Source organism: Alkaliphilus crotonatoxidans (assembly GCF_054658015.1).
In genome coordinates, this window is the sequence record NZ_BAAHXS010000005.1 from 1 (window position 1) to 25171 (window position 25171).

Sequence of the window (25171 nt, forward strand, 5' to 3'; positions counted from 1 at the left end):
TGGTTATTCCAGATAAAGCTATTGCACCTGCTAACAACATTATGGCTATCCTTTTAGTCATTTTTTTATTCTCCTTTCCATAATATTTTGTAATACTGCTAAACTAATTAACTAAATATACTACCTCCTCCCATCTATCTTCTTTAGTATTATTTACTTCAGACATAATTAGTTATTTTATTTCTACATGCTTTTTATTTCGTTATATTTTGCTTTATAAAATCCGTAAAGATTCTACCATATCTTTCAACATTAGGATATCATGCTCTTTTTTCCAAATCAACCAATTTTTGAAAAAATTTTATTATGATTTTAGACTTATTCATATTTTAGATGAGAGAATTTAGGGTAAATAATCATTTAGAAAATGTTTATTCTAATCAAAAACAACCCCTAGAAAAATTTCTTTAAAGAATTCACCAAAGGTTGTTTTGTAATTTCTATTGAATTTTACTTAAAAGCATTTGAAATTCACTAACATAGATATCTACGATTCTTTCAGCGATTTCCACAGCCATGGTTTCTTGATAAATATGGGAGGTCATATTTCTATCATTTAACATAAGGAGCCAGTTTTCTTCATTACTAATGAGCCCCTGGGCGTAGGCCTCTTTAATAACTGCTTTGGGTGAATTTTTATCTGCAATCCCTAAATTTTCAAGATATACCTTAGTGGTTTTCCAGGAAAGCTCATAGGTAAATTCAAATCTTTGTATAAGCCCGTCACGAATAATGCTGCTGTTATGGAGCTTATATTGGTCGACGGCTTCCTTTAATCTTGCCAATGCGTTCTTAAAATTAAACAATTTATTGTCTAACTTATTCATAGATCGTCACACCCTCTTCCTGAATACTTCTTACCAATAATTTATCTGTATGCTCTCTTATAAATACAACATCTATTTTTTTCAATGTATTAATTTCCTCTATATCAGCACAGAACAGCGCCCTGTCAATATCTGATAGATTAGCCCCAAAGACGGCAATATCATAATCGCTGTCGGAAGAATGGTCTCCTCTTGCCCGGGAGCCAAACAACAGAATTTTCTCCACCTTATATTTAATTGCAATTTCTCTGATTTGTCGTAAAATATCTTCCTTCATCATTATTTGCAACCTTCTTTTTCTTTAATATGGTATATGCCACTATATTAGCATATAAATTCTGCTATGACAAATGAAAGTACACGACAGGATTCTTGCCAATAATAAAATTGGTGAACCATTAAATCGGCTCCCTTAGCTTCTTTATCTCATCTTCCTTACTAAAGAGCACGCAGCCGCCGTCATGCTCCTCATCTAAAGAAATAACCTTCAGTAAATGGTTATTGAACCCTTCACTGAAGGTCTACAAAATATGCTTAATTAAGCCTGCGGCTTTTCAAAAATATACACCAGCTATTTTTCACTCTACATACCCGTTAATTTAAATCTTTAATCTCTTCATAAACCGATCGTGTTTTTTCAGGATTTTTATAGTTAATAATGATAATTTCTTCGTCGGTGGTAATTTGTATATAGGGCCCATTTCCTGAGTGTAAAAACAGCCTTGCCCTTTCAATTTCATCCATTCTAAAGGTACCTTTTTTAAGGCTGAACATTGATAGAGCATTGATCTTATTTCTTACGGTGGGTATCTCTTCCCTTAATGTCACCGCTTCTATCGAATCGGTTTGAATGGTTATGCCATACATGCCGCCTATTTCTAAGACATTATTCTCATGCGTAACTTGACTTTCCCGAGTACCTAAAAAAAAGACTACTGCCAAGCCCAACACAACTACAATAGAAACAATCATCTTGACCTTGGATAAATTATTTTTACCATTAGAGCTTTTTAACATTGATCATCTCTCCTATTCCCTATTTTTTTATGACATTTTATGACACATGGGAAATTATGTACTTTGATAATTTGAAATAAGTCATAATTTCCGTCATGTGCCTCAACAAAGTCTTTAGGGTGTGTCTGAATACTCCGAAGGGTGCAAATTTTACTGAATTTTTATTCCAAGCAAGGCGCTTTTTTGAAGGCATACCAGGAGTACGTCAAGGAAAAGCAACGCTGCGTGGGACAAAAAAGCGGTGAAAGATGCCCTTGAGTGGGTTTTCAGACACGCCCAAGTATTAAGGGGCTATATCAATGAATTTTTCTACATACATTTCATAAATTACATAGCGTGTTATGATATAAAATACAAACAGTAACCCACTTAAAATTAATATGATGCTGCTGACCTGCCACCCCCCCAAGAGTTTTACTAATCCGTAGCCGAAAAAACCTACAATCATTCTAATTAAAAGAGAAAGTAAGATATTCAGATTATTCTTGACTGCCGCTGTAGGATTAGTCCAATTTAAAAATGGCCTTTCGATATTAATAATCATGTCGATGCTTGAAAAGAACAGCGTTGCCGTAATGCAAAAGGCTATTGCAATTAAAATTGAAGTTAAATCTATCGGTATAACGAATAATACCAATATACCCAGAATTAAAGAACCCATCAGCTTTATCACTAAGGTAGAGTAGATTCGATACCTAATATTGTCTTTGGCACTGACGGGTAGCACCTTGGTTTCCCAAAATGCCTTTCCCTCCCTTGTAATGACAGTGGCCGACAGACTTCCTAAAATAGCCGGAGTTGTGATTACCGCCGTATAAATAAAGAGTCGATAGGGGGCCAGGGCCTCAGATTTGAAAATATCCATTCCAACCTCGCCGGTAAACAGTACAATGACAAACATTAATATGGGTACAAATATGGTCAGCACCGTATTTAAGAAAAATATAGGATTGCCCAGGATAATATTGATATGTCTTCTTACCATTTGGAATCCCTTACTTTTGCTTTTATAATACAGCTTTCCTCTGACAGCAGGAGCCCCCTCCTGATTGAATTTCATCAATGCCCGATTATACAACATCTTGGCAAGGCCCCTTAAAATCCATAGCAACACTAAATTGAAGACGATAAACAACAGTCCATGAAGCATTGATCCCTCTATCGTTTTGGTTAGCCAAATACTTGGAGGAAAACGACGGCCAATGGCCATTAACGGGCCATCTTGCTGAAGCAGCAAATGATTAAGCTCCTCAGGCCTCATTTGTATATTGCTAGACATCATCTGTATTAAAATAATAGCCCCGATCAAAATTAAATTTCCCACCACAACCATTAAATTTCTTCGCTTTCCGCTGCCTATTACAGACATAAAGGGTAGCAGAACAATTGTAGCAATGATCATGGGTACTAAGGGAGAAATCAACAGGGCTAAGATCCCCACTAACAAGCTTACAACCTTAAGGCCTCCTATGGTTCCGTACAATACAATTGAGGTACCTAAAAAAAAAGCAGGAAATAACCAAAAGATAAATATAAATCGATGCCAGCTTGGAAAAAACAATGGTATCCTCCCTAATCGGCAGGGTTGCAATGAGTCTTAAATCCTTAGCATAAAAGAATATCGAAATAATAAGGGGAATACTGGTAAAAACAATTAGAATGGTGTTGGCTATGTACATGTAAGTAATCGTCAGCTCTGGAAACCCCACCATTAAAAAGGTATGATACAGCTCTAAAACCAATTGAGCGGCTGGTAGAAGCAAAAGAACCGGTATAAACATAACCAATATACCCAAGTACTTGTTTTTTACATTTAACTGTTGCGTATATTTACTAAAAAAATCTAAAACCTGTATTTTAGTCAACGATACAAATTTATTCATCCTTCGTCATCTCCAGAAAAATTTCTTCTAAGGTAGCACTGCTGCTCTTTTTAATATTTTCCAGCGTATCACAGGCAATGAGCTTGCCCCGATGTATAATTGCCACCCGATGGCAAAGATTTTCAACTACTTCAAGTACATGGGATGAGAAAAACACCGTTCCGCCCCTTTCACAGTGTTCCCGCATAATGTCCTTTAATATTTTAGCTGAATGGGGATCTAGCCCTACCATGGGCTCGTCAAGAATAAAAAGGTTGGGATTGGGCAACAGGGCCCCTGATATTAACAGCTTTTGCTTCATACCGTGGGAATAGGAATTAATGGTTTGACCAAGGGCATCATAGATAAGGAAGGCCCTTGTATATTTTTCGATTTGCTCTTTTCTTTGCTTAAGGTCTACCTCATACATATCGGCGATAAAGTTTAAATAATCAATTCCCTTTATGGCATCAAAAATAGTAGGATGATCTGGAACAAAGGTAAAGTTCTTTTTTGCCTCAACGGGCTCCCTGGCTATATCTTTACCGTTTATTTCAATTGTTCCCTCTGTTGGAGCAATAATTCCAGTAATCATTCTAATGGTTGTAGTTTTGCCCGCCCCGTTTGGCCCAATAAAGCCGATGATTTCTCCTTTTTGTATTTCTAAATCCAAGTTATCTACGGCTTTTTTGTTATTAGCGTAGACTTTTGATACATTTTTAACAACCAACATAATTTACACCCCTTTGTTGTACTCTGTCCTACTATGTCCCTTTAAGCTAAACCAATCAATGAGAACTAATAATAGATGCTGCAAAATAATCTAAATTAAAATACTGATTAAATCCACGACGAATGTCATCTATGGAAATACTTCGATATATTTGAAAAAAATCAAATACTGTTACACCCTTAAAGCAGGTATAGGGAAAAATCTGACATAGCCAATCCGTAGAATTGACTGCTTTAAAAAAATCCCTGGCGTATAGACGCTTAATCCTTTCAAGACGATTTTCATCTAGCTCAGCTTTATCAAATTCCGCAACTTTTTCAAGGAATTTTTCAATTAATTGATTGGTAAACTTTGATTTTGCTTCAATATACGAAAGCCCATAGCCTTCATCCATTAGAACATTAAAATCCAATTTCTTACTTATTATATTATTATTTATTAAAGCCTGTTGCAAGGGCGACTTTTCTCCCGTCAGCATTTCAAGTATAAATATTACTATCGTTTCCTCCTGTATCATTGATTTTAACTGTATTTTTTCAACATCAATCTTAAAGCCTAAATTAATTATCGGCTCAGAAATTTCCATAGTAACCTCTATCCTATTTAGATTAATTTCCTTTTCCCAGGAAAGGCCTGTCAATGGATTGCAAATGGCAGTGTCATTGAATTGAAATCTTCTATCTATTAAATTGATTATTTCATTTATATCAATATCGCCAATAATCAGCAACATCATATTTGCGGGCTGATAAAAGCGCTTATAGACCCTTTCAAGCTCCTGCGAATTAATCCTGGCAATGCTGTCCTTTGACCCCAGTATATCTGAATTAATCGGGTGATCTCTATATAGCCCCTTCAATAAATTATAAAAGACCCTGCGCTCTGCCTTATCATGATACAACATAATCTCGTGCTCTATTATTTTTCTTTCTGTAACAATGGCTTCGTTGCTGAAGTCTGGGTTGAAAATATGGTCTATGAAGGCCTCAATACATTGTTTTAACTGAAATTTAGTACACTTCAAAAAAAAGCTGGTATGACTGAAATCCGTCAGGGCGTTGGCAAAGCAGCCCATTTCTGCAAATCTTGAAATGAGGTTTCTATTTTTACCCTTAAATAGAATATGCTCCAAAAAATGAGCAGTACCATTGGGAGCATCCCCTATGGTAAGGGAATCGTATACCGAGCCGTAGCGGATGCTCCAGGTAAAGTGGCACGTACCATAACCTTTTTGAGGAATCACATGGATCTTTAAAGCATCGTTGTCGATGACGTAAAGCTCCTCTTTAATTTCCGGGTAATAAAGTTTACTGATCTTCATTTAAAATCCCTCCAAAGGCCCAGTCCCTGTATCACCTAAAATGACTGCTTATCTCTTTGAATGCTTAACATCTTATTTTCAGGTGATACAAGGTACTAGACTTCAGCCCTTAGCTGATAAATAGTGTCCAGCTTAATTTTCTGGGAAGCCCTCACCACCGCTTCCTTGGTTACGCTGTTTATTTTCTCAATATAAGTATCGATATCGTCCAGTGTACCTGCCAAATACTGCTTTAAATAATAGTCAATAATCGTAAACTGTTTATCTTTAAAGGAATTAAAATCCGCTGTCAGGCTTTGTAGGCTTATGTTCAGCTCCTCATCAGTAATGCTTCCTTCCTTAATCTGCTCAACCTGCTTCAAAATTGCTTCTGTCACCTCGTCTGCCCTGCCAATATCTGTGCCACTGCTAATCACCTGAAGACCTTTAAATTCCTCATAAAAGGAAAAGGCATCATACACCAAACCCATTTTTTGCCTTAGATTTTCAAAGAGCCTGGAATATAGACCGCCCCCAAGAATACTGTTATATACCAGCATAGCATAGTGGTCGGAATCACTTCTGATAATATTGGTTCGATAACCCAGAGCCAGTCGTTCCTGGCTTAAGCTTGTTCTTTCAATGATTTTTTTAGGAAACTTAATTTCCTTGTTGGTTTTATTCAAAACCACTGGTTTTTTTTCTGGGTGACTTTTAAAAACATCCATGGCCCTTATGACTGCTTCCTCCTCCATATCACCAATGACTATTATACAGATTGGTAATGAGGTCATCATATCCTCATAATGCCGATGAATGATTGGCCTATTCAAATGATTTAAGTCCGCTATATGATTATATTCCCCAAGGCTGAAGGCCTCCTCCTTACACATTTCCTCCAGACATCGGCTAATGGCATAGGCTGATTTTTTTTGCATTTTACCCTCAGCAAAGTGTTTCAGGTTATTAATTTCCTGAAGCAAATCTCCTTCCGGCAGCATGTTATTTTCAAGCAAAGGCCCTTGTAAAAATTGATACAGGAAGGAAAACACGTCTTCAAAGCTATTGGTTCCCATATATTGATCTGAAATATATTCAGCATAAAACTGTATGATTTGATATTCTCCCTTCCTTGTGATTTTACTCCCCAGGCCTGTTATCATCAAATCCTCCTTCAATTCTTCAACTGCCCCTGCGGAAGGATACATATGGCTTCCCTTAGTTAAAATTCCAGATACAATGGCATTTTTAAAAACCCGCTGTCGATCCAAATTATCCAGCATAAATAAATTAACTGAGTTGGTTTTAAACCTGGTGCTGTACATATGAAACACATCGATTCCATTTACAGCGTATATTTTTTTCATCCCTTCTGCTGCTTCAACCTTATTCATTTTCACCATTCCTTCGATATAGTCCTTCTATTCAAATATCATTCCATATAAAACAAGATCATGGTTTTTCCTTCTGGCATGACGCAGGTAGCCCTCTTGTTTAAATAAATGTCTAATCATTAGCACCTGCCTATCAATATTTTCACCAGGTACTGCAACAGAAATTTTTATCATGCCCTTGTCTTTTCCGTATTCAATTAATTGGGTAAGGAGCTGGGACTCTATTTCTGCCCTTCCATCCTGGGGCTTTACATAAAAGGTTGTCACAGAAAGACTATCATTTTCTGGATCGGTCATTTTATTGGCCAGGGCCCCGATTATGCCTACCATTCCTTCCTGGGAGGCAGCATAAAAGATAATTTCCACCCCTCTTTTCAGACGCTCCCTTACTATATCTCCTCTACCATACATCATTGCAGCTGCTTGAGGTATTTCTTCCCCAGCGGCAGAAGCAATCAGTTGACTTATTTCCTCTGCCATTTCCTCATCAGCCTGGTACACTCGAACTTCCATTTAAATTACCCCCTTACCTTTTATTAGTTTGCCTGTTTAAAATCAATAACCCCTTTTTGATAAAGCTGTTTCATTGAAGTAATTAGATCATTGACGATATAGGCCTTTTCAGTATAATCATCGGTATATTCCCGAGAAATTAGTTCTGCCACTTCCTTCGTGTTCAGTAATTCATTTCCAAAGGATAAATTTAAAATAGCATATAGGGTTTCATTGATTTCAAGTAGGCTTGTTTCGCCGTCTACCTTGGCATATAGATACATTTTTTCTTTCTCTAATTTCTTGGGTTCTTCCAGCTTTTTTTCTAAAATCAAGCTTTTATGCAGGCTGACAAAATCATATTGGAGCTTGATGACTCGATAATTAGGCTTTAAAAAGGGTCTATTGTGTAAAATATTGACTACAGTACCCTTTTCAGCAGCCTCTTCCCTTACCTCCTCCAGCATTTCAAACTGTACCAGCAGATAATCCAGCAACTCAGAAAGAAATTCCTTTACTCCAAAGCCCTTCCTTTGATAAACCCCGGCATATTCTTTGAGTAGCTTTAAAACAAATCTTTCATTATGGGCAATCCGCTGGGGTGAATTCATTAAGCCACTATATTCATAAAATCCATCTATAAATTGCATAAATTCCGTCACTGTACCAAAGGCCATTACCAAGTATTTCAGAGCGTATTTGAATATGTTCTTTAGCTCATTATCTAAAAACACCTTTTTAAATAGAATTTTTTGTTTTTCCTCCGGTATGGAATGGATACGATGTACCGTGATATTGCCATCCTTTTCAGTCAGACTCTTTTCTAAATAGCTTGACAAACTGTCGATGGTAAGGGAGGAATCATATTGTTCAGGCTGACAGAATAATGGTGAAGCTGGATCTGATGAAAGCCTCAAATAAAAGGCTTCAATATAATGGGCATATTCGCTGTTCAGCTTCCAGAAGGCCTTTCTGTTTTCCTCTACATCATCCTCTGTTTCATAGGGCAAGGGATAAGAAAAATACACCCAGGTATAGATTTCTTCCTGCTGGAGCCTTTCAATGGTTTGATAGAGCTCTTCATTTGAAAAATAAAAGCCCCTGACCTTTCTTCTAACTTTTTCAGAAATCGTTTCAGGCGAAATTTCAAAAATAAGGTTGGCAGTCGTTCGCTTAAATTTGGTAATCACTTCCTGTGAGGGCAAGCCCCAAAAACCATAAATGATATTGATATCAAGCTTTTCTTCTTGAATTTTCCTTAGCCAGCCAGTATACCTTGGCTTTGTCGGATTCGGATCAAAGCATACGTAGAAATCCCTGTAGCCATGGGCCATTGCTTGCTTAATCGTTTTGATAATATGATCATCATCCATATACATACATTCGTCTCGATAATTTAGTATTTTTTGCGCCTTTTTTCCGCCACCACAAAAGAGACAGTCTACACTGCACCCCTTACCCGTAAGCAAAAAAAAGGTCTTTCCCATCTTGAAGTCTGATATTGGAAAACTGCCGATAAAGCCCATATTAAGGGCAAAATATTGACTGTTTTTAGCTGCCTCGTATTGATATAGGTATCGGCTGAAGTTTCCGTACTCTATCCCTTTAAGGTCTTGATAACAGCTTACATAATAAACATCATTTACAGTGCAGATGCCATTATTTCGCCATATTAGATTTGGTATTTTGTCTAGGGTAGGTTTATTTTCTTCAATGGCCTTGAGCAGCATCAAAGTCGGGATCTCGCCATCCCCCTTTATTACTGCATCAATATAGCAATACGTTTCAATAAGCTCCTGGGCATAAAAGCTGGCTGTGTACCCACCCATAAAAATATATATCTGGGGATTTATTTTCTTGATTTCCCTGGCAATATCCAGACATTCCTTCAACATTGGAAACCAGTGGGCAGAAAACCCTATTGCCAGTGGGGAATCCTGTAGGTATTCCGCCAAATCAAAGGTACCCTTTATATCCTCCTCAACCTTGGTATGAATAATTTTTGTATCAAAATCATTTTTGGTCAGGTAATCTGCAAGTCCCCAAAGTCCCATGGTGATAATGGGAGTAATATCGTTGTACCTACTGCAGTGAAACAGATATACCTTTTTATTGTTCTTATTCAAATTTACCACCTTTTTCATTTAAAATTTAGTGTTCTACGATATTACCTTATTTACTTTTCCGGTAATTTGATTGAGGCTTTCCATATATTTTTTATAATTTTTCTTTAGGGCATCATAGCTTCCAACCTCTATAACAGTACCCGCCTCTATCAGTAGTATCCGATCCACGTGTTTTAGTACCTCAGTTTTATGGGTGATCAGAATCATCGTCTTATTTTTTATTCCAGTGGCCAGAATATTGTTTAAATAATTTTCCGATTCCAGGTCATAGTTAGACGTGGCTTCATCAAAAATTAAAATTTTAGAATTCCGGGCCAGGGCCCTGGCAACTGCAATCTTTTGCCTTTCTCCACCGGAAAGCTGTGCTCCATTTCTGCCGGTTATACTCTCGTAGCCATGGGGTAGTAAGTCAATGAATCCCTCTGCTCCACTTTCCCGGGCAGCCCTTTCTATTTTTGAAGCATCTAATGAAGAAAACAACGCAATATTTTTTTTGATACTGGTATTAAATAAATAAACCTCTTGATTGACAACGCCAATCATTTTTCGGTAGTCTTTAAGGTTAATTTCTTTAATATCCAGTCCATCCAGCAAAATTCGCCCCTCTAAAGGCTGATAAAACCTCAGCAGCAGGTTGATAATGGTTGTCTTGCCAGATCCATTGGCACCAATAATCGCTACTTTTTCTCCCCCTTTTATTTCAAAGCTGATATCCTTCAGAACAGTCTCCCCTTGATCATAGGCAAAACTGACATTTTCAAATTTTATATTCCCTCCTATTTCTGCACCAATTTCCTTATATTCTGCCTGTGACGCTTCTTGTTCTATTGTTAAAAAGGCCAGATGTCTTTTTGCAGAGGGCAATATACTGGAAAAGCTATAGGCCACATTTAAGATGGCCGATATAGGTTGTGTTACATATACACTAAAGGTAATGAAGGCGAACACGCCCCCTATGGTAAGATCATAATTGAAGGCCAATAACGCCCCCATTACCGTTAATGTATTAATAATAATCTGGTGAATCAGCATTTCAGACAGTTCATTCATTTTATCCATAAAGGCCATTTTAATATTGAGCTTTACGATATTTCTTTGCTTCTTCACAAACTCACCTATTTTAATTCCATCGATACCCCATAGCTTTATTTCCTTTATGCCGCCCACCGTATCACCAAACCAGGCTGAGTATTCACGGTTAGACTGCATATATTGAATATATAGTGCCCGTCTTTTCTTTGAAAGGTATTTAACAATGAAAAAACGAAAGGGAATAATCAATAGAATTAATAGGGTTAGCCTCCAATCAATGATTGTCAAGCCAATAACGCCACCCAGCATTTTAAAAATACTGGTGACGACAAAGAACATGCTTCTGTCTGAAATCTTAGAAATATTTGCCACATCTGCTTCAATGGTATTTAAGGTTTCTGCAAAGTTCTTTTGATTAAAATATGATATTTTTAATTTAAGCAAATGCTTAAAGGCCTGATTCCTTAGATTATACGGCAGCATGCTGCTAATATAAGCCCTGTATTTTGTCTCTAACAGTCCAATTCCTTGATCAATCACCACTAAAGATATAGTGAGTGCTGCAAGTCGAATTACAGCAACAATATCTGACTTCAATAAACCGTTGTCCATTAATTCTCTGCTGACCAAGGGAAGTAATATATTAATGCCTGCCGAGGCCATTACACATACAATCACAATAATCAGTTTACGGCTATATGGCTTAAATAGTGAAAGCAGCCATTTAATAATCCTACGATCCTCCTTTAAGCGAAACATGTAACCCCCCCCTTATCCAATCAAAATTAAGCTATCGGTCTAAAATCATGATGCCCCTGGAATAATACAGGTTGATTAGATTATTGACCTTGTCATATCCATCATTTCCCAAATTAGGATGTGTCTTTTGAAAAAAGCTGTTGGCCTGTAAGTCCAGGCCATACCATTTAGCCTGATCATAAAGGGATTCATCAACCTGAATATTAAAATCCCTCCTTCGTCTCCATAAATCAGAGGGTATGGGGCTCCACCAGCTTATATTACTTTTAATTCCATATTCTTCATAGAGATTTGCTGCAAATTGAACGGTTTTAATACACTCCTTTTCTGTTTCCCACGGCAAACCTACAATATAGGTACAGAATAGGGAATCAACGATATCATGATACTTGTATTTTTTAAGTATGTTCTCTATGACATCGGTTGTATAGCCCTTTCGTACCAGCCTTAGCCCTTCATTATAGCCCGATTCAATTCCCAATAGAAATCTGAATATCTTATTGGCCGGTAAAGCCTCCATAATTTCCTGATCTGCTAAATCTCCTAGCCTGCCTTCAAAAAAACAGCTATAGCTGTCTTGATCCTCTCTCATACCTTCAAAAATGCTTAACATTCTGGACTTATTGGCAGAAAAGCAATCATCAGCAATAAAAATAATTGGCTTAACGCATTTTTTTTCAGCCCATGCTACGGTCTCCTTCATCTTTTTAAAGGCCTTCTCTGCAGTTAGGCTCTTCCAGCTTTTTTTGTGGGGAATTCCACAAAAGGCACAATTATACAGACATCCCCTTGAGGTTTCACAGGGAATTCCGATATATACCTTATCGGGTAAAGCTTCAAAATTAGGAAACACCACCTCGTTATATTCTGCTTCTGTCATTGGTGCCTCATCGGGATTTCTAACAACATTACCCATCTTGTCTTTAAACGTAATTCCCCGTATTTTCTCCAAACCCCTCAGACCTTGATCTTTAATGGTATTGATCACTTCGGGCAATTTCTTTTCACCTTCGCCTCGTATAACAATGTTCGCACCAGTCTTTTTCAATACGTAGGAATCCAGCTCGGAAGGATGAACGCCACCCAGAATAATGGGAATATCCTTGCTGACGCTGCGAATTGCCTCAATAACCATTGCGGTTGAATACCAGTTGAAGGAATTAGAGGAAAGAGCGACCAGATCGACATCGTGCAGCAGGTCCATTGCCAGTCGTTCAATATCCTCTAACATATCGAATTGATGATAGTAATAAGGGTCTACTATTTTTACCTCATATCCGTGCTGTTTCAAAATTTCTCCCAATAGATAAATTGCAGTCGATGTTTGATTATTAATTCCTTTAGTGAAGCTGCCACCTATGGTTACTGTAGGAAATGTAATTAAGATCTTCATTGTTCCCCCCGCCTTCTTCTATATGGCTTTCTTAATAAATTCATCCATGCTTACTTCTATTTCATAATTGGTAAGGTAAAGAAATTCCTGCTGACCATAATACTTAAATTCTCTGAATTTTTGTCTGATATCCCCGTGAAACCAAAAGTTTTTCATGTGGTTATTCCAGATTTCCTTCAGGTCATGGTCTAAAATGTTGCCGCCAGAAATCTGCAGCCATTGATTGAGAATTGTATTGCCCTTTTCTTTAACATACACTGAGTAATAGGGTTGCTTCTTATTGATTAGATTTTTTACATCGGTATTATCATCCCTTACAAATATTCTAAAATTCTGTTGGTATTTTTTCTTATACTCTGAAGTATCAACCATAACGTCATTTAAATCTGATTTTGAAAGCTGAAGAGCTTTAAGGGCCTTTTCATTAACATTCATAATCGGTATTAAGGTAATTTGTTCAATATTAGAATAGTCTTTGAGACTTTGAAGTATTTCCGGCAGTTGCTCCTTGCTCTTACCATTGAGAAGTAAATTAATTTCTACGGGCTTGTCCCGAAAGGCAGTAAGGGTATGAAGGATATTTTTATAAGACTTCTCTCCAATTAGCTGGTTCAATTTATCGGTTATGGGCAGCACCAAACTGCTGCTTAAGGCTGCTGCTTTCATTCCGGCAGCTTCTCTGATTAAATCGCAATTGGTACTTAATTTTACAAATATATTTTTACGTTTAAATACTTCCATTGCCTTGACCAGGGTATCGCCATACATCAGGGGCTCTCCCCCGGTAATATTGACAATTAATGGGTTGCAATCCGCAATTTTTTCTGCAATATAAAGGACTTCCCTTTCCTCTAATTTCGGTGTTAAATGATTGGAGGAACAATTATAGCAGAATTCGCAGGAGCGGGTACAAGCCCTGGTGATTTCCCACTCCACAAGGGCGGGCGAAGCAAATAGATTCATCGTAAGCCCCCCATTCAATCAGCTATCTGCCAGGAGCTTGATAATTTGATTTTTACTCATAAAATTCAGAAAATCCTCTACATCTTTTCGAATAATATCGACACTGGGGGCGTCGTATTCTTGATATAATTTCTCTACGATATCATTCACAGATGTTTTGCCGTCACACAGCTTGAAAATGGTAGCGGCTACAGGATTTAATATATTGATATTTCCTAGTTTAGGGTTTAAGTAGGTAATATAGTCTCCCGTATCACCATCCCATCGCCATCTGATTCCCAAAACTTTTGGATACAAGCTGCCTTCCATATTCAAATAACCTCCTTAATGAAAATTTTTCCTTCAGTATTATCAAGTATTTCTCCATCCTTAATGACCACATCACGATTTAAAATATCAACAACAGTAGGGTGTACCCATCCATTTCTCATCCGTTTCCAAATATCCTGATAAGACTCTGTTTTCAAGTTGCCAAAATAAATTTCTAAATATGGAGATAAGCCTAAATTGCCTTCTGCGGTAATTCTGGCCATTGTAGTTATATCCAGCTCCCGACCCGATTTAATATGTACTGTGGGATCTCCGTACTCTATCTTTAATTTTTTATTATCATTATGCTTAATTAAGTCTAGTATTCTATTGTATTGCTCGTCTGTGGGCCTCACCTGGTCTGTATCCTCCTTAGCCCTGCCAGAAATACCAAGCTTTTGCGTTCTCAATGCCGCTGCCCCTAATTCATAGCAAAGCTCATAGACCCGTTCAAAGTCGTCTGCATTATGACGATTGGCTGCAAAGGCAACATGCACGTACATGCCTAAATCAACAAATAGCTTAATGGCATTAATCGCCTCATCATAAGAGCCTTTTCTCCTTCTAATGGAATCATGAATTTCTGCTGTGGAGCCATCAAGACTCACCTGAACGGTATTGACACTGGCTGCAATCTTCTGTGCTTTTTGTTTGTTTAAATTGGCTCCGCTAACCACTGTTCCTACATTGATGCCTGCCAATCTTAAATACCTGATTAAATCAAAGTACTCGGGCCTCATGGTGGGTTCCCCGCCGGTGACACAAATATTAAACAGCTTAGATTCAATTAATTGATCTGCCACATCAAACAACTGCCTGGAGCTTAACTCATCGACCTGCCTGGGTGAATTGTTATAGCAGTAAATACAATTTTGCGGACACTTGGCTGTAATTTCCCAAATTAACATCATAGGAGAGGCCAGATATTTGGGAAACAGCTGTTTTTCCTTAGCTTTTCTAAATTGTTCTATGGCATTATCGTTTAAATCCATAATATCCTTTGCATAATAGTTGTTATCTGAATATACCTGAATCAAACCATTTCGGGATTTTAACGTCATTTTAACCTTCCTTTCGCTGGTTTTTATACCGTCTTGCCTAGCTTTTTCATCTGTACCTTTCTGCAATCTTCCCCAGGACTACCTACCACCTCGCCATATTTTTGGAATGCCCTGACATGACACCCGCCTGTACAATTTTGAAATTCGCAGCTTTCATAGCAAGGTAAATCATAGCTTCTTATCTTTCTAAAGGCATCGGCCTGTACCCACACCTCTTTAAAATCCATGTTTAAACAATCACCGGGAGTAATTTCAATGCTGCTGCCCGCAGCAGGACACAGGATCACATTTCCATGGGGATTAATAGAGCAATGGAATTTTCCTGCACCGCAGAAGGGTAATATACGGTTGGGGTCCATAATTTGCATTACCTTATCGTCTTCATCCCGCATAAAGGTACTTGTTGGTACCACCAGGAAAAATTCATCGCCATACTCCTGGTTGGCCCACTCCTTTACCTCTCTATAAAATTTTTCCAGCCTTGCCCCTTCTTCTATGGGTATATTGATTTCATCCCAATTGCTTCTAGCCCTGCCACCAGGCTCAAGGGGGATTGCTACCAATTCCCTCACTCCAATTTCATAGGCGGTTTTAATGATTTTTTTCAGATTGTATATATTTTTTTTGGTGGCAGTAACATTACACCTGACGGGTATTCCATTTTCAAGACAGGCTTGAATACCCTTTACCGTTTTTTCGAAGGAGCCTTTAACTCCTCTAAATTCATCATAGGTTGCTGCATCGTAGCCATCAAGGTTCCCCTCAACCTTGTAGCATCCTAATTCCTTTAATTTTTGAGCAGCTTCATGATCTATGTAGGTCATATTGGATAGCAGACAAAAACCACCAAATCTTTCTGTAATCCGTTCCATAATTTTAAAAATATCCTTACGCATCATGGCTTCACCGCCAGATACAAAAACCTCAAATACTCCAGCGTCAGCCAAATTGTCTATTACCTTAATCCAATCCGCTGCACTTAACTCACCCTCTAGGTATCCCTGGGGAGTAACGTTACAATCAGCATCTGCAAAGCAATGAATACATTTCAGGTTGCAGTTATGGGTAAATTCAATTAATACATTTAATGGCGCCGATAGCACATTGGGCTCTAGTCCCAAAATCCCCTTTCCCTTAAAAAAGGGGGGCTTTTCCCGGGATTGAACATTAAAATTCAAACCATATTCCTCAAATCTTTTTTGCACCGTTACTGCTGCCTCATCCTGGCCATTCAACGCTTTAAACTGATTGATGTCAAAGCCTTCATCCTTTACAATTCGCCTGTTTAAGGCAAAACCAATATAATTGATTACATCATTGTATATAGTCTGCTCGTCTGAATCATATTCTTCCTGCATTTGACCGATAATGTCATTAACAGTATGCCTGCCATCACACTTTGAGAGTATGTCATAGGCGATCTCATTGACTACATCGATGGTAAGGCTGTTTCTTAACATATATATTCCTCCCCAGGATTCCTTCCTGAGCCTGCCGTTGAAGCTGGGAGTACAGTTTAATAGCTGGTCGATATTAGTACGCATATATTTTTCTCCTTCTACAGTATTTTTTGTTCTATTCACCTTTGGAAAAAGAAAATCTGATAGCTTTTTTATTTATATAAGGGATAGGTGTAATTAGCGTTATTTATATTTGTTAATTAAACGCTACTGCAAAACTGCTTGTACAAATAAATCTTATATGGAATTAACCCCAGATCCAGGCTGGCCCGATTCCAATAGCCCAACCAGCACCTCCAACAATACCACCCACAACTACAGCAACGAGTGCGCCATCAGGTTCAATTTCACCACCAAAACTAACAGAAGCCGGTGATTGATATGCCTTTTTCATCGTTCTTCTCCCCCTTTCTTAACCTATCCCTTTATATACAAGAATAAAGAACCTAATTGAAACTTATAGCAGCTAACCTCTATACATTACAAAACATATAGATTTATTTTAACATTTTAAATTTTGTTATTTTATTTTTAAACATTATAACATTATAAATAGTGAATATTTTGTAAAAATTTGAAGATTCAACCTTTTTATTTATTACATTTTGATTACAATGGATAATTATTATCTATTAGAAGTTGTATATTGGAACATCTTTAACTCATTATTTAAAGTGGAAAGCCGTTTTTAACTACAGCATAATAGATAGGTAGTCTCGATAATATAATGAGAGAGTGTTAGAGTGGGATTTTTAGGCTATAAAAAAATGAAGTTCCAGAGTATAATGATAAATGTCGTTGTGGTTTATGTCTTATGTATTGAGTTGCATGTCGGCAGCCTGGTTTGTTTATAACAGATAGATCGTATGGAAATCCAAAAAAACAACATCAATATCATCAATATCTATTGCTTCTTTTAATGGTAAAATTGGAGCATTAAACATTCCTCCAACAGTTGATATGTTTCGTTTTTTTTGTAGGTCATAATGAACGATAATTTTCCTTTGAATTAAATTATCTAAGATATTTTGAACTTGTTTTGCATCAATTTTGAATTGCTCAGAAATTTCTTTTATAGCAGATGGTAAAGTTTTAGGTATGTAAAATCTATAAATAAATTCCTGTAAAAGTCCACTGATTGGTGTTTGCCAACCTTCTGTCGTACTGTAAAGTATATTTTCTCCTGAATCATGCAATATACATAAACTTCCATGAGTTTTATACAATTTTTTATCCATTGAAACCACAGCCTTCATATATCTGTGAAATGACAGTTTCATAGAAACCTAATTTCTGATATAAATTCGCAGCTTGATTATCAAAGTCTGTGCTTAAAAAAACCTTCTCTTTACCTCTTTTTTCACTTTCATTTAAGACATGTCTTATCAAAGAAGCACCTACCCCCTGACTCCTGCAATTACTTTTAACACCAACATATTCTAATCTCGAAAAATTTGTGCCTTCTACCATACAAAATTGGACAACTCCAACACATTCAGCATTTGAATCTCTATAAACTGCAACTTTACCCTCAGTAAATAATTCTTCTTCGATATCACTTGATTCTTCCCAATTAAATACATTATAAAATACATTCATAGCTTCAGCTTTCATTTTTGAATCACATATGGATACCGTTTCTATACATGATAATTTTATATATTGACTTTTCCAATTCACTAAATCAAAACACATTTCTTTCTGAGTTTTTTTATAAGTCCAACCCAATGATTGAATAACTTTTTTACTAACTATATTATTATCGGAAATAACCACTTGTATTTTTTTAAATTGTTTTGCATATTTTACAAGGTATTTTTCTATAATTTGGCGAACATTTTCTTCAGAATGATATTCTTTTCCCAATAATGGTCCAATTAAATAGGCAAATTCATTCTCTGGACTGAACAGTAATCCAATTAAACCAATAAAGTGCCTTTCATCATAAATAGCTATCAGAGAATTTTCAAGGGTGTTCTTATAAATTTCAATTTCTGAAACAAGTTCTTTAAAATTATCACATCTTGGATAACCCATCTCAAGAAATTTCTCTTTATGTATCTTTTTAATTAACATATCTGATAACTTATAGTGAACTTCACTAAATTCTTTTAAATTAATTATCTTGATTTGATACATTTAATACTCCTCCTCCAATAAGTCCTGTTTCCAATAGCAATGTATATATAATCATCAAGACACAAGTATGTTTTTAATAACTAAATAAAATATGTTTTACTTATTTTTGCTTTAAGATTACATTAATGTGTTCTTGGACGACTACCTCCTAAAATAGTCAAATCCATATCAAAAGGATTACTTTCACATACTTCTACATTTAAATTACCAATTTCTTTTTCAATTTCTAAAGTATTGCTTTCAATTGAAAGCTCATTTAATTTTTTTTCTAAATCTTTTTAAACTCATATTTTATATGAAGGCAATTGATTCGGACTTAAAAGATTGGTGTAAAAGAAACCACAGGAAAATGAAAATTTATTTTGAACCAAGTGGAGCATTAGTGACATTAAGTGGATATCTTGTGACTCAAGTAATGTCAGTCTGCGAAAGACAAGATTTGGATTGTCAGATGGTTACTGTTGATAGTTCTGCATGGAATTTATCACCGTGGCATAAACAAGTGTAATAAAGGTAGGTGCAATTAGAAAAACAACTTTGAATAACCTTTACTGTGTGTTCTATTTGCATAAAATCATAAATCAAGCAAGGGGTTTCAACTTTTTTAGCATAATAATACAAACTTTCTTCTGGAGATTTATATAAATATTGACTTTTATCCATTATTAACCTCTCCCTTCAATTTTATTTTATAATGAAGCATTAAAAATATTCTCCTAGTAAGTTCTCTTCAGGCCTTTTTCAGCTTTTTTGATTATTTTAAATAATATTAATATCACAAGCTGTAAGTTATTACTTATTGTCTAATAATATCAAATAAATTCTGAATATTTTGTAGAAATTTGTATATTCATAATTTTCTTATATATAAAATTCTTTTCCATATCCATACCTAATTTCATTGGCAAATTAATTTATTTACTATAAGTTGATTAAATATATACAATCATAAAAGAGGCCGGGCATATTTACCCAAACCTCTTAAATTCAAACTGAAATTTAGTGCTCTTATCGTTTTCTTGCCTTGATAACAAAAGTTACCGGAAGCATCTTTGCTTTTTGGGCAAAACTACTGTCCTTCGATTGCAATATTTCATTATCAGACTCCTCAATCATTTTCTCTATGACAAATCCAGCTTTTGCTAGCGCATTCACATAAGTTGATAGTTTACGGTCTGATAAGGATAGTACACCACCATCAACAGATACCGAATACCAAGATTCATCAAAATAACATTTCTTGAAAACAAGCATATCATTTTCTACTGCAACACATTTGTGTACGGGATGAGACCAACTGAAAATAAAAACACCATCTTTTTTGAGATAAGAAGCAATCCGACAAAAAGTACCCTCAAGGTCTGTAGTCCAGCCTATGCCATAGACCGAATAAACAAAGTCAAAATAATCTGCTGGTATGCCACATTCCTCTTCCATAGGGGAGCAAATCAAATTTGCTGAAAAATTGCATGCCGCTAAATGTTGCTCCGCCTTTTCAATCTGTTCTTTTGATATATCCATGCCCCATAGTTCAGATGCTTTGCATTCACCCATATACTGCAAGGAGTGACCAGTTCCACAGCCTATCTCCAGTATCTTTTTTCCTGATATATTGCCAAAAAGTTGGCACTTTTCTTCTGAAACAAATGCGCCATAGAAGGGCAGGGCAGTTGTTCCTACAACATCATTCCCTTTTGTATTCCAGAAAATTTCGTTTGTTTTATGTACAGTATCCTTGTCCATATCGACCGTTATAGCATAGCCAACCTCTCCGGCCCCAATAATGTTTGCTCTTTGATTTGAATCCTTCTCCACGACAACGCCCTCCATTAATACTAATTTGAAGGTAAGGCGTGGAAAAGGTTTAAACGTTACCCCCTTGTCTCGAACCAAGGATGGTGCTAAACCATGTAATTGACTAAAGGCTCTAGAAAATGCAGCTTGGGATTGATAGCCATAACGCTGTGCAATGTCAATTATTTTTTCTCCTTTTTGGATATCCAAGGCTGCCACAGTTAATCGCCTGCGGCGAACATACTCGGATAATGAGATTTGAGTTAGGAAAGAAAAAATCCGCCGAAACTCCCATTCAGAGCAGTTCATAAATTGCGCTGCTACGTAATAGTCTATCTTGTTAGAAAGATTGTTTTCAATATATGCCATTGCCTGGTTCATTCGCTTCTGCCAATCCATAACCTCACCTCCTGTAAGGATTATATCAAAGAGTTTGAAGACATTCTTTGCAGTAGGTGTATTTAAATGCAAAGTTTTATCATCACCATGACAGAAAACCTTTGGTTGTTCTTCATCACACTCAAGGGCCTAATCCTTTGATATTACGAACTTTTATAATTTTTCAAGTTTAGTGAATACTTCACAATGCGTTGTATATGTTTTACAGATGTTTTTATAATACGAATAGTCACTTATTACTTTCATCATTCTTAATGCTATTTGTTAATCTGTCAAAATCAGATTGAAAGATCCTGTCCTGAATGATACGGTATTTTTCAAATTCACTCTCTGCAAATTCCTTTGCAATAGTAGCCGTCACCTTTCCTGCGTTCTCTAATATATCCTTTTTATTGAATTGTAAGAATTCGTTTAGCTCCTTAGCCCAGTCTTCCATTCTCATAGGGATGTTTCTTTCAGCTTGGCTTTCTACCCCCGGATTACAAATTTCGCAGCACGCTGTTGCCCATTGTCTAAATTGCGTTGCTCTCAATGAATTCACACGATAGCCAACGGATATGATGGCATCAAGATTACTGAACAGAACATCTCTGTTTATTTCTCGGGTTCCCTCTTTTTGAACTATCCGATTTTTTCAGATAATTGCTTCTTATGTTATTTCACCATCAGCATAGATTTTTTTAAGGTGCACAGATCCAAGTAATTCACTCGAGGCCTATTCTTCTACTATATAATTTAAAAATGTTTTTTCTCATCTACAGTTTAAAAGATAAACAAGAACTTAATTCATATTACAGATTTATAGTTTTGCTTTCATTTTTTGTGTTTTTTCATAACTAGAATTATTTGAATGACATTTTCTCTTTCATGTAATTAATTAAAATTGAATACCAAATATTATATTTGTTTTCTAATATCTTACATTTTAATATTCGGCATAAATTCCAAAGTACCTTTTTTGATGTTAAAAAAATTATAAATGTTATTATATTTGCCTCAAGATTGAAAATTATAATATTTTTAGACAAAATGAGAAGTTTTTTCTCTTTAGATATTGACAAATGAAGCCATTATGTATATATTTGTGACAAATGGAAGCGTTTTACTTTTAGGATAAAAATTTGGGGGAAGTGAGAATCAAATGAAAATACTTAGCGCGGGGGAAAAAATCAAAAAGCTACGGATGGATATAGGGCTTAAACAGGAGCATTTAACCAACAACGAAATAACCAAGAGCTTAATCAGCATGATTGAAAACAACAAAAGAAACCTTACTTACCGGGCTGCCACAGTCATTGCCGAGGCTTTGAACAAATACTATGTCAACCTTGGCAGGGAAATTACAGCAGATTATTTACTGGAAACCGAGGTGGAACAGGCCCAACGCCTTATCAGAGAAAGACTTGAGGAAATGAGACCTCTAATTGATCAGCCTAATATAGCTCAAGAAAGACAAACCGAAGAAAGCTTTGAAATGTTAATCAGCTTTGCCCAAGAGTGGAAGCTGGATTTACTTGTGGCTGAATTGATTGAGAGAAGAAGTGAATATTATTTTAATTCTCATAAGTACAATGAAGCTATCAGCAACATATTAACAATAGTTGAATATTATCTTTCTTTAAGTGATTATAATAAAACTGTAAGGCTTTATTTTCGTATTGCCTATAATTTTTTTCGTTTAATGTTGTATCAACAAGCCTTAGTATATTATAATCGTGCCCTTGAATTGATGGATACTTGTACCATTGAAAATGCAGAAAGGGGTAAATTAATAGCATATTATAATCGTGTATTATGTTACTATAATCAAAAAAAATATGACTTAGCATTAAAAGAAATTTCACTGTTTAAAATCTATTCAACGGAAGAGGATGATTATCATTTCCTTATATTATTAATGGAGGCAAATATTTATAGAGACCTTAAAAATTATGATAAAGCGAAAAGAATCTATAATAAATTATTAAAGCAATCGTCTAAATTAACTACTAATACAAAAACATTAGTATATGAAAATTACGCCGAATTATGCCAACTTACAGAGGATTATGATGGATGTCTTAATTACATTAAACATTCCCATAACTATCCAAAAGATGAATTAGATTCTTCCTATATTCCTTATTTGTATCTATGTGAAGCTACAGCCCATTGGAAATTAGGTAATCATCAAAAATCTCTTGATCTGACACAAAAAGGAATTGAGCTTTGCAAGAAAGCATTAAATGTTGAAACGCTATTGGATTTACACTTCTTGCTAATAGAATTATTTTATGAACAAGAATATTATGAGAAAATTGAAGAAAGTCTGCATCAATTAGAAGATTATCTTAAATTATACAGTATTAATAAAGGTTTAATCGACATATACACCTATCAAATAGAATTTTACAGCCGAATAGGGGAAATAGAAAAATGTAAGGAATGTACTGCTAAATTAAGGGCCCTAAGAAAAGAAGCAGTATAGATTATAGTAGGAACCAATGAATTTATTGGTTCCTTTATTTGTCCCCCTAAAAAAGTAACTAACATTTCAAATCAAAACTCCATCCTTGTTACATGAATTTAACACAAAGTTTAGTTAAAAAAAAATTATTTTGTACAAAAAAATGCATATTTAATAAGAATTCTGTAATTTTCAATAAATTTAGGGTATATTATGTTTTTTTCGTTCAACACGATTTGACTTTACAGATTGACAAGGAGTTTATTTATCGTTATATTATTATTAAATGGAAGTGTTTTACTTTTCTGAATTATAGGACAAAGGGGGGATAAAAAACTTATGAAAATTATCAGTACGGGGGAAAAAATTAAGCAGTTAAGAATCGACATTGGATTAAATCAAGATGACTTGACAAACGACGAAATAACACGAAGCTTAATCAGTATGATTGAAAACAACAAACGAAATTTAACCTATCGTGCGGCTAAAGTTATCGCTGATTCATTAAATCAATACTATATTAATTTAGGGAAGAAAATTACACCTGATTATTTATTAGAATCTGAGGTTGAACAGGCCCAACGGTTAATTAAAGAACGGCTCGATGAAATGCAGCAATTAATTGATCATCCTATGGTGGGAAACGAAAATCAAGTAGTTGAAAATTTTAAAAAGCTTATAGAATTCGCTAGACAATGGAAACTTGATTCTATGGTAGCACAGTTATATGAAACAAGAGGAAAATACTATTTTAATACGTATCGATATAATGAAGCAATAAGCGACTCAATCAGTGCACAGGAATATTATTTAGAGAAAAAAAACTATGATAAGGCTATTTCTTTATATATTCGTATCGGCAATTGTCATTATCAGTTAATGCTATATGATCAAGCTCTACTTTACTACAATCGGGCATTTAATATTGTTCAAAATTATTCAACTGAAAATACCAGTAGAGATAGAATGCTATTACATTATAATCTCACTCTTTGCTACAGTAGTCAGAAAAAATACGACTCAACTCTACAAGAAATCGCAAGCTTCAAACAATTACCCGAACATGAAGAAGATATTTATAATCTAATGTCGTTGTTAGAAGCTAATACTTATCGTGATCTACGTAACTATGATAAAGCTATACGATTGTATAATAAGCTATTGAAAAAACAGCTTTCAGTAAATACAAAAATGCTAGTATTTGAAAACTTTTCCCAATTATATCAAGCAAAAGAAGATTATGAGAAGAGCCTACAATATATAGATGTTTCATTTGAATTTAAAGACGATATAGAAGCTAATTATTTACCATATTTATACCTTAATAAATCTCGGATATATTGGAAGTTAGGGAAAATCAAAAACGCTATCTCTTTAATAGAAAATGGGCTGATTTTAGCAGAAAAAGTGGCTAAATTTGAAACAATACTTGATTTGCATTTTTTATTAGTTGAGATATACCTTGAAACAAATAAATATGTTAAGGCAAAAAATATTTTGGAAAAGCTAGAGTGTTTTATAATTGAAAACAATCTCAAAGATATGTTATTTTACATTTATACATATTATATTGACCTCTGTTATCTAACTGGGGAAATGGAAAAATGCCTAATCTATACATCTAAACTAAGAGCAATTAGAAGTGAAGGTATATAATTAATCATA

At 35.5% G+C, this 25171-nt stretch carries 24 protein-coding genes; 2 read left to right on the plus strand and 22 right to left on the minus strand.

The features are described 5' to 3' along the window. Positions 1 to 440: 440 nt before the first annotated feature. The 22 genes from ACYQ1I_RS11195 to rhuM all read right to left on the minus strand — a co-directional run bounded on the left by ACYQ1I_RS11195 (position 441) and on the right by rhuM (position 21685). Entirely contained in the window at positions 441 to 827 is a 387-nt protein-coding gene (locus ACYQ1I_RS11195; protein WP_459761520.1) for a nucleotidyltransferase substrate binding protein, read from the minus strand. Next, entirely contained in the window at positions 820 to 1107 is a 288-nt protein-coding gene (locus tag ACYQ1I_RS11200) for a nucleotidyltransferase domain-containing protein (RefSeq protein WP_459765361.1), read from the minus strand. The genes ACYQ1I_RS11195 and ACYQ1I_RS11200 overlap by 8 nt, the downstream gene beginning before the upstream one ends. 314 nt (positions 1108 to 1421) lie before the next feature. Beyond that, positions 1422 to 1844, minus strand: coding sequence for a hypothetical protein (locus tag ACYQ1I_RS11205; protein ID WP_459765363.1), 423 nt, complete (start codon positions 1842 to 1844; stop codon positions 1422 to 1424). A 283-nt stretch (positions 1845 to 2127) separates the two neighbouring features. Then, positions 2128 to 3327 carry a hypothetical protein gene (locus tag ACYQ1I_RS11210; protein WP_459765365.1) on the minus strand — a complete coding sequence of 400 codons (1200 nt, stop codon included), beginning with the start codon at positions 3325 to 3327 and terminating at the stop codon, positions 2128 to 2130. Next, entirely contained in the window at positions 3302 to 3727 is a 426-nt protein-coding gene (locus tag ACYQ1I_RS11215) for a hypothetical protein (protein ID WP_459765367.1), read from the minus strand. The genes ACYQ1I_RS11210 and ACYQ1I_RS11215 overlap by 26 nt, the downstream gene beginning before the upstream one ends. Next, a complete protein-coding gene (locus ACYQ1I_RS11220) occupies positions 3720 to 4439 on the minus strand; it encodes an ABC transporter ATP-binding protein (protein WP_459765369.1) in 720 nt (239 codons plus the stop codon). The genes ACYQ1I_RS11215 and ACYQ1I_RS11220 overlap by 8 nt, the downstream gene beginning before the upstream one ends. A gap of 55 nt (positions 4440 to 4494) precedes the next feature. Beyond that, the gene (gene yfmH / locus ACYQ1I_RS11225; RefSeq protein WP_459765371.1) at positions 4495 to 5760 is read right to left on the minus strand and encodes an EF-P 5-aminopentanol modification-associated protein YfmH; all 1266 of its coding nucleotides are present in this window, start codon (positions 5758 to 5760) and stop codon (positions 4495 to 4497) included. A 95-nt stretch (positions 5761 to 5855) separates the two neighbouring features. Beyond that, on the minus strand, positions 5856 to 7133 hold the full coding sequence (locus ACYQ1I_RS11230) for a M16 family metallopeptidase (RefSeq protein ID WP_459765373.1): 1278 nt from the start codon (positions 7131 to 7133) through the stop codon (positions 5856 to 5858). Positions 7134 to 7160: 27 nt separating this feature from the next. Further along, positions 7161 to 7646 carry a GNAT family N-acetyltransferase gene (locus ACYQ1I_RS11235; protein WP_459765375.1) on the minus strand — a complete coding sequence of 162 codons (486 nt, stop codon included), beginning with the start codon at positions 7644 to 7646 and terminating at the stop codon, positions 7161 to 7163. 23 nt (positions 7647 to 7669) lie between these two features. Further along, positions 7670 to 9769: a cobalamin-dependent protein gene (locus ACYQ1I_RS11240; RefSeq protein ID WP_459765377.1), complete on the minus strand. Its 2100-nt coding sequence runs from the start codon at positions 9767 to 9769 to the stop codon at positions 7670 to 7672. Positions 9770 to 9784: 15 nt separating this feature from the next. Next, complete coding sequence (locus tag ACYQ1I_RS11245; RefSeq protein ID WP_459765380.1) at positions 9785 to 11542, minus strand: ABC transporter ATP-binding protein; 1758 nt, start codon at positions 11540 to 11542, stop codon at positions 9785 to 9787. A gap of 31 nt (positions 11543 to 11573) precedes the next feature. After that, positions 11574 to 12935 carry a B12-binding domain-containing radical SAM protein gene (locus ACYQ1I_RS11250; RefSeq protein ID WP_459765382.1) on the minus strand — a complete coding sequence of 454 codons (1362 nt, stop codon included), beginning with the start codon at positions 12933 to 12935 and terminating at the stop codon, positions 11574 to 11576. A gap of 18 nt (positions 12936 to 12953) precedes the next feature. After that, entirely contained in the window at positions 12954 to 13898 is a 945-nt protein-coding gene (locus tag ACYQ1I_RS11255; protein ID WP_459765384.1) for a radical SAM protein, read from the minus strand. Between the two features lie 18 nt (positions 13899 to 13916). After that, positions 13917 to 14207, minus strand: coding sequence for a PqqD family protein (locus ACYQ1I_RS11260; protein ID WP_459765385.1), 291 nt, complete (start codon positions 14205 to 14207; stop codon positions 13917 to 13919). A gap of 2 nt (positions 14208 to 14209) precedes the next feature. Continuing rightward, complete coding sequence (locus ACYQ1I_RS11265; RefSeq protein WP_459765387.1) at positions 14210 to 15268, minus strand: radical SAM/SPASM domain-containing protein; 1059 nt, start codon at positions 15266 to 15268, stop codon at positions 14210 to 14212. Positions 15269 to 15291: 23 nt separating this feature from the next. Further along, complete coding sequence (locus ACYQ1I_RS11270; RefSeq protein ID WP_459765389.1) at positions 15292 to 16812, minus strand: radical SAM protein; 1521 nt, start codon at positions 16810 to 16812, stop codon at positions 15292 to 15294. 163 nt (positions 16813 to 16975) lie between these two features. Further along, entirely contained in the window at positions 16976 to 17122 is a 147-nt protein-coding gene (locus ACYQ1I_RS11275; RefSeq protein WP_459765391.1) for a hypothetical protein, read from the minus strand. 454 nt (positions 17123 to 17576) lie between these two features. Further along, positions 17577 to 17984, minus strand: a complete 408-nt coding sequence (locus ACYQ1I_RS11280; RefSeq protein WP_459765393.1) for a hypothetical protein — start codon at positions 17982 to 17984, stop codon at positions 17577 to 17579. After that, positions 17959 to 18867, minus strand: a complete 909-nt coding sequence (locus ACYQ1I_RS11285; RefSeq protein WP_459765394.1) for a GNAT family N-acetyltransferase — start codon at positions 18865 to 18867, stop codon at positions 17959 to 17961. Before ACYQ1I_RS11285 ends, ACYQ1I_RS11280 begins: the two co-directional genes overlap by 26 nt. Positions 18868 to 19314: 447 nt before the next feature. Further along, entirely contained in the window at positions 19315 to 19530 is a 216-nt protein-coding gene (locus ACYQ1I_RS11290; protein ID WP_459765396.1) for a hypothetical protein, read from the minus strand. Between the two features lie 345 nt (positions 19531 to 19875). Beyond that, positions 19876 to 21060 carry a helix-turn-helix domain-containing protein gene (locus tag ACYQ1I_RS11295; protein WP_459765398.1) on the minus strand — a complete coding sequence of 395 codons (1185 nt, stop codon included), beginning with the start codon at positions 21058 to 21060 and terminating at the stop codon, positions 19876 to 19878. 229 nt (positions 21061 to 21289) lie between these two features. Beyond that, the gene (gene rhuM, locus ACYQ1I_RS11300) at positions 21290 to 21685 is read right to left on the minus strand and encodes a RhuM family protein (RefSeq protein WP_459765648.1); all 396 of its coding nucleotides are present in this window, start codon (positions 21683 to 21685) and stop codon (positions 21290 to 21292) included. 558 nt (positions 21686 to 22243) lie between these two features. On the opposite strand from rhuM, the gene ACYQ1I_RS11305 reads away from it, so the two are divergent. Beyond that, positions 22244 to 23527, plus strand: a complete 1284-nt coding sequence (locus tag ACYQ1I_RS11305) for a hypothetical protein (protein ID WP_459765400.1) — start codon at positions 22244 to 22246, stop codon at positions 23525 to 23527. A gap of 318 nt (positions 23528 to 23845) precedes the next feature. Then, the gene (locus tag ACYQ1I_RS11310; protein WP_459765402.1) at positions 23846 to 25162 is read left to right on the plus strand and encodes a helix-turn-helix domain-containing protein; all 1317 of its coding nucleotides are present in this window, start codon (positions 23846 to 23848) and stop codon (positions 25160 to 25162) included. The last annotated feature ends 9 nt before the right edge of the window (positions 25163 to 25171 follow it).

Coding starts and splice junctions, on each gene's coding strand:
- ACYQ1I_RS11195 (WP_459761520.1), bottom strand. CDS start 827: ATGAATAAGTTAGACAATAAATTGTTTAATTTTAAGAACGCATTGGCA.
- ACYQ1I_RS11200 (WP_459765361.1), bottom strand. CDS start 1,107: ATGATGAAGGAAGATATTTTACGACAAATCAGAGAAATTGCAATTAAA.
- ACYQ1I_RS11205 (WP_459765363.1), bottom strand. CDS start 1,844: ATGTTAAAAAGCTCTAATGGTAAAAATAATTTATCCAAGGTCAAGATG.
- ACYQ1I_RS11215 (WP_459765367.1), bottom strand. CDS start 3,727: ATGAATAAATTTGTATCGTTGACTAAAATACAGGTTTTAGATTTTTTT.
- ACYQ1I_RS11220 (WP_459765369.1), bottom strand. CDS start 4,439: ATGTTGGTTGTTAAAAATGTATCAAAAGTCTACGCTAATAACAAAAAA.
- yfmH (WP_459765371.1), bottom strand. CDS start 5,760: ATGAAGATCAGTAAACTTTATTACCCGGAAATTAAAGAGGAGCTTTAC.
- ACYQ1I_RS11230 (WP_459765373.1), bottom strand. CDS start 7,133: ATGAATAAGGTTGAAGCAGCAGAAGGGATGAAAAAAATATACGCTGTA.
- ACYQ1I_RS11235 (WP_459765375.1), bottom strand. CDS start 7,646: ATGGAAGTTCGAGTGTACCAGGCTGATGAGGAAATGGCAGAGGAAATA.
- ACYQ1I_RS11240 (WP_459765377.1), bottom strand. CDS start 9,769: ATGAAAAAGGTGGTAAATTTGAATAAGAACAATAAAAAGGTATATCTG.
- ACYQ1I_RS11245 (WP_459765380.1), bottom strand. CDS start 11,542: ATGTTTCGCTTAAAGGAGGATCGTAGGATTATTAAATGGCTGCTTTCA.
- ACYQ1I_RS11250 (WP_459765382.1), bottom strand. CDS start 12,935: ATGAAGATCTTAATTACATTTCCTACAGTAACCATAGGTGGCAGCTTC.
- ACYQ1I_RS11255 (WP_459765384.1), bottom strand. CDS start 13,898: ATGAATCTATTTGCTTCGCCCGCCCTTGTGGAGTGGGAAATCACCAGG.
- ACYQ1I_RS11260 (WP_459765385.1), bottom strand. CDS start 14,207: ATGGAAGGCAGCTTGTATCCAAAAGTTTTGGGAATCAGATGGCGATGG.
- ACYQ1I_RS11265 (WP_459765387.1), bottom strand. CDS start 15,268: ATGACGTTAAAATCCCGAAATGGTTTGATTCAGGTATATTCAGATAAC.
- ACYQ1I_RS11270 (WP_459765389.1), bottom strand. CDS start 16,812: ATGCGTACTAATATCGACCAGCTATTAAACTGTACTCCCAGCTTCAAC.
- ACYQ1I_RS11275 (WP_459765391.1), bottom strand. CDS start 17,122: ATGAAAAAGGCATATCAATCACCGGCTTCTGTTAGTTTTGGTGGTGAA.
- ACYQ1I_RS11280 (WP_459765393.1), bottom strand. CDS start 17,984: ATGAAGGCTGTGGTTTCAATGGATAAAAAATTGTATAAAACTCATGGA.
- ACYQ1I_RS11285 (WP_459765394.1), bottom strand. CDS start 18,867: ATGTATCAAATCAAGATAATTAATTTAAAAGAATTTAGTGAAGTTCAC.
- ACYQ1I_RS11290 (WP_459765396.1), bottom strand. CDS start 19,530: ATGGATAAAAGTCAATATTTATATAAATCTCCAGAAGAAAGTTTGTAT.
- ACYQ1I_RS11295 (WP_459765398.1), bottom strand. CDS start 21,060: ATGGATTGGCAGAAGCGAATGAACCAGGCAATGGCATATATTGAAAAC.
- ACYQ1I_RS11305 (WP_459765400.1), top strand. CDS start 22,244: ATGGATATAGGGCTTAAACAGGAGCATTTAACCAACAACGAAATAACC.
- ACYQ1I_RS11310 (WP_459765402.1), top strand. CDS start 23,846: ATGAAAATTATCAGTACGGGGGAAAAAATTAAGCAGTTAAGAATCGAC.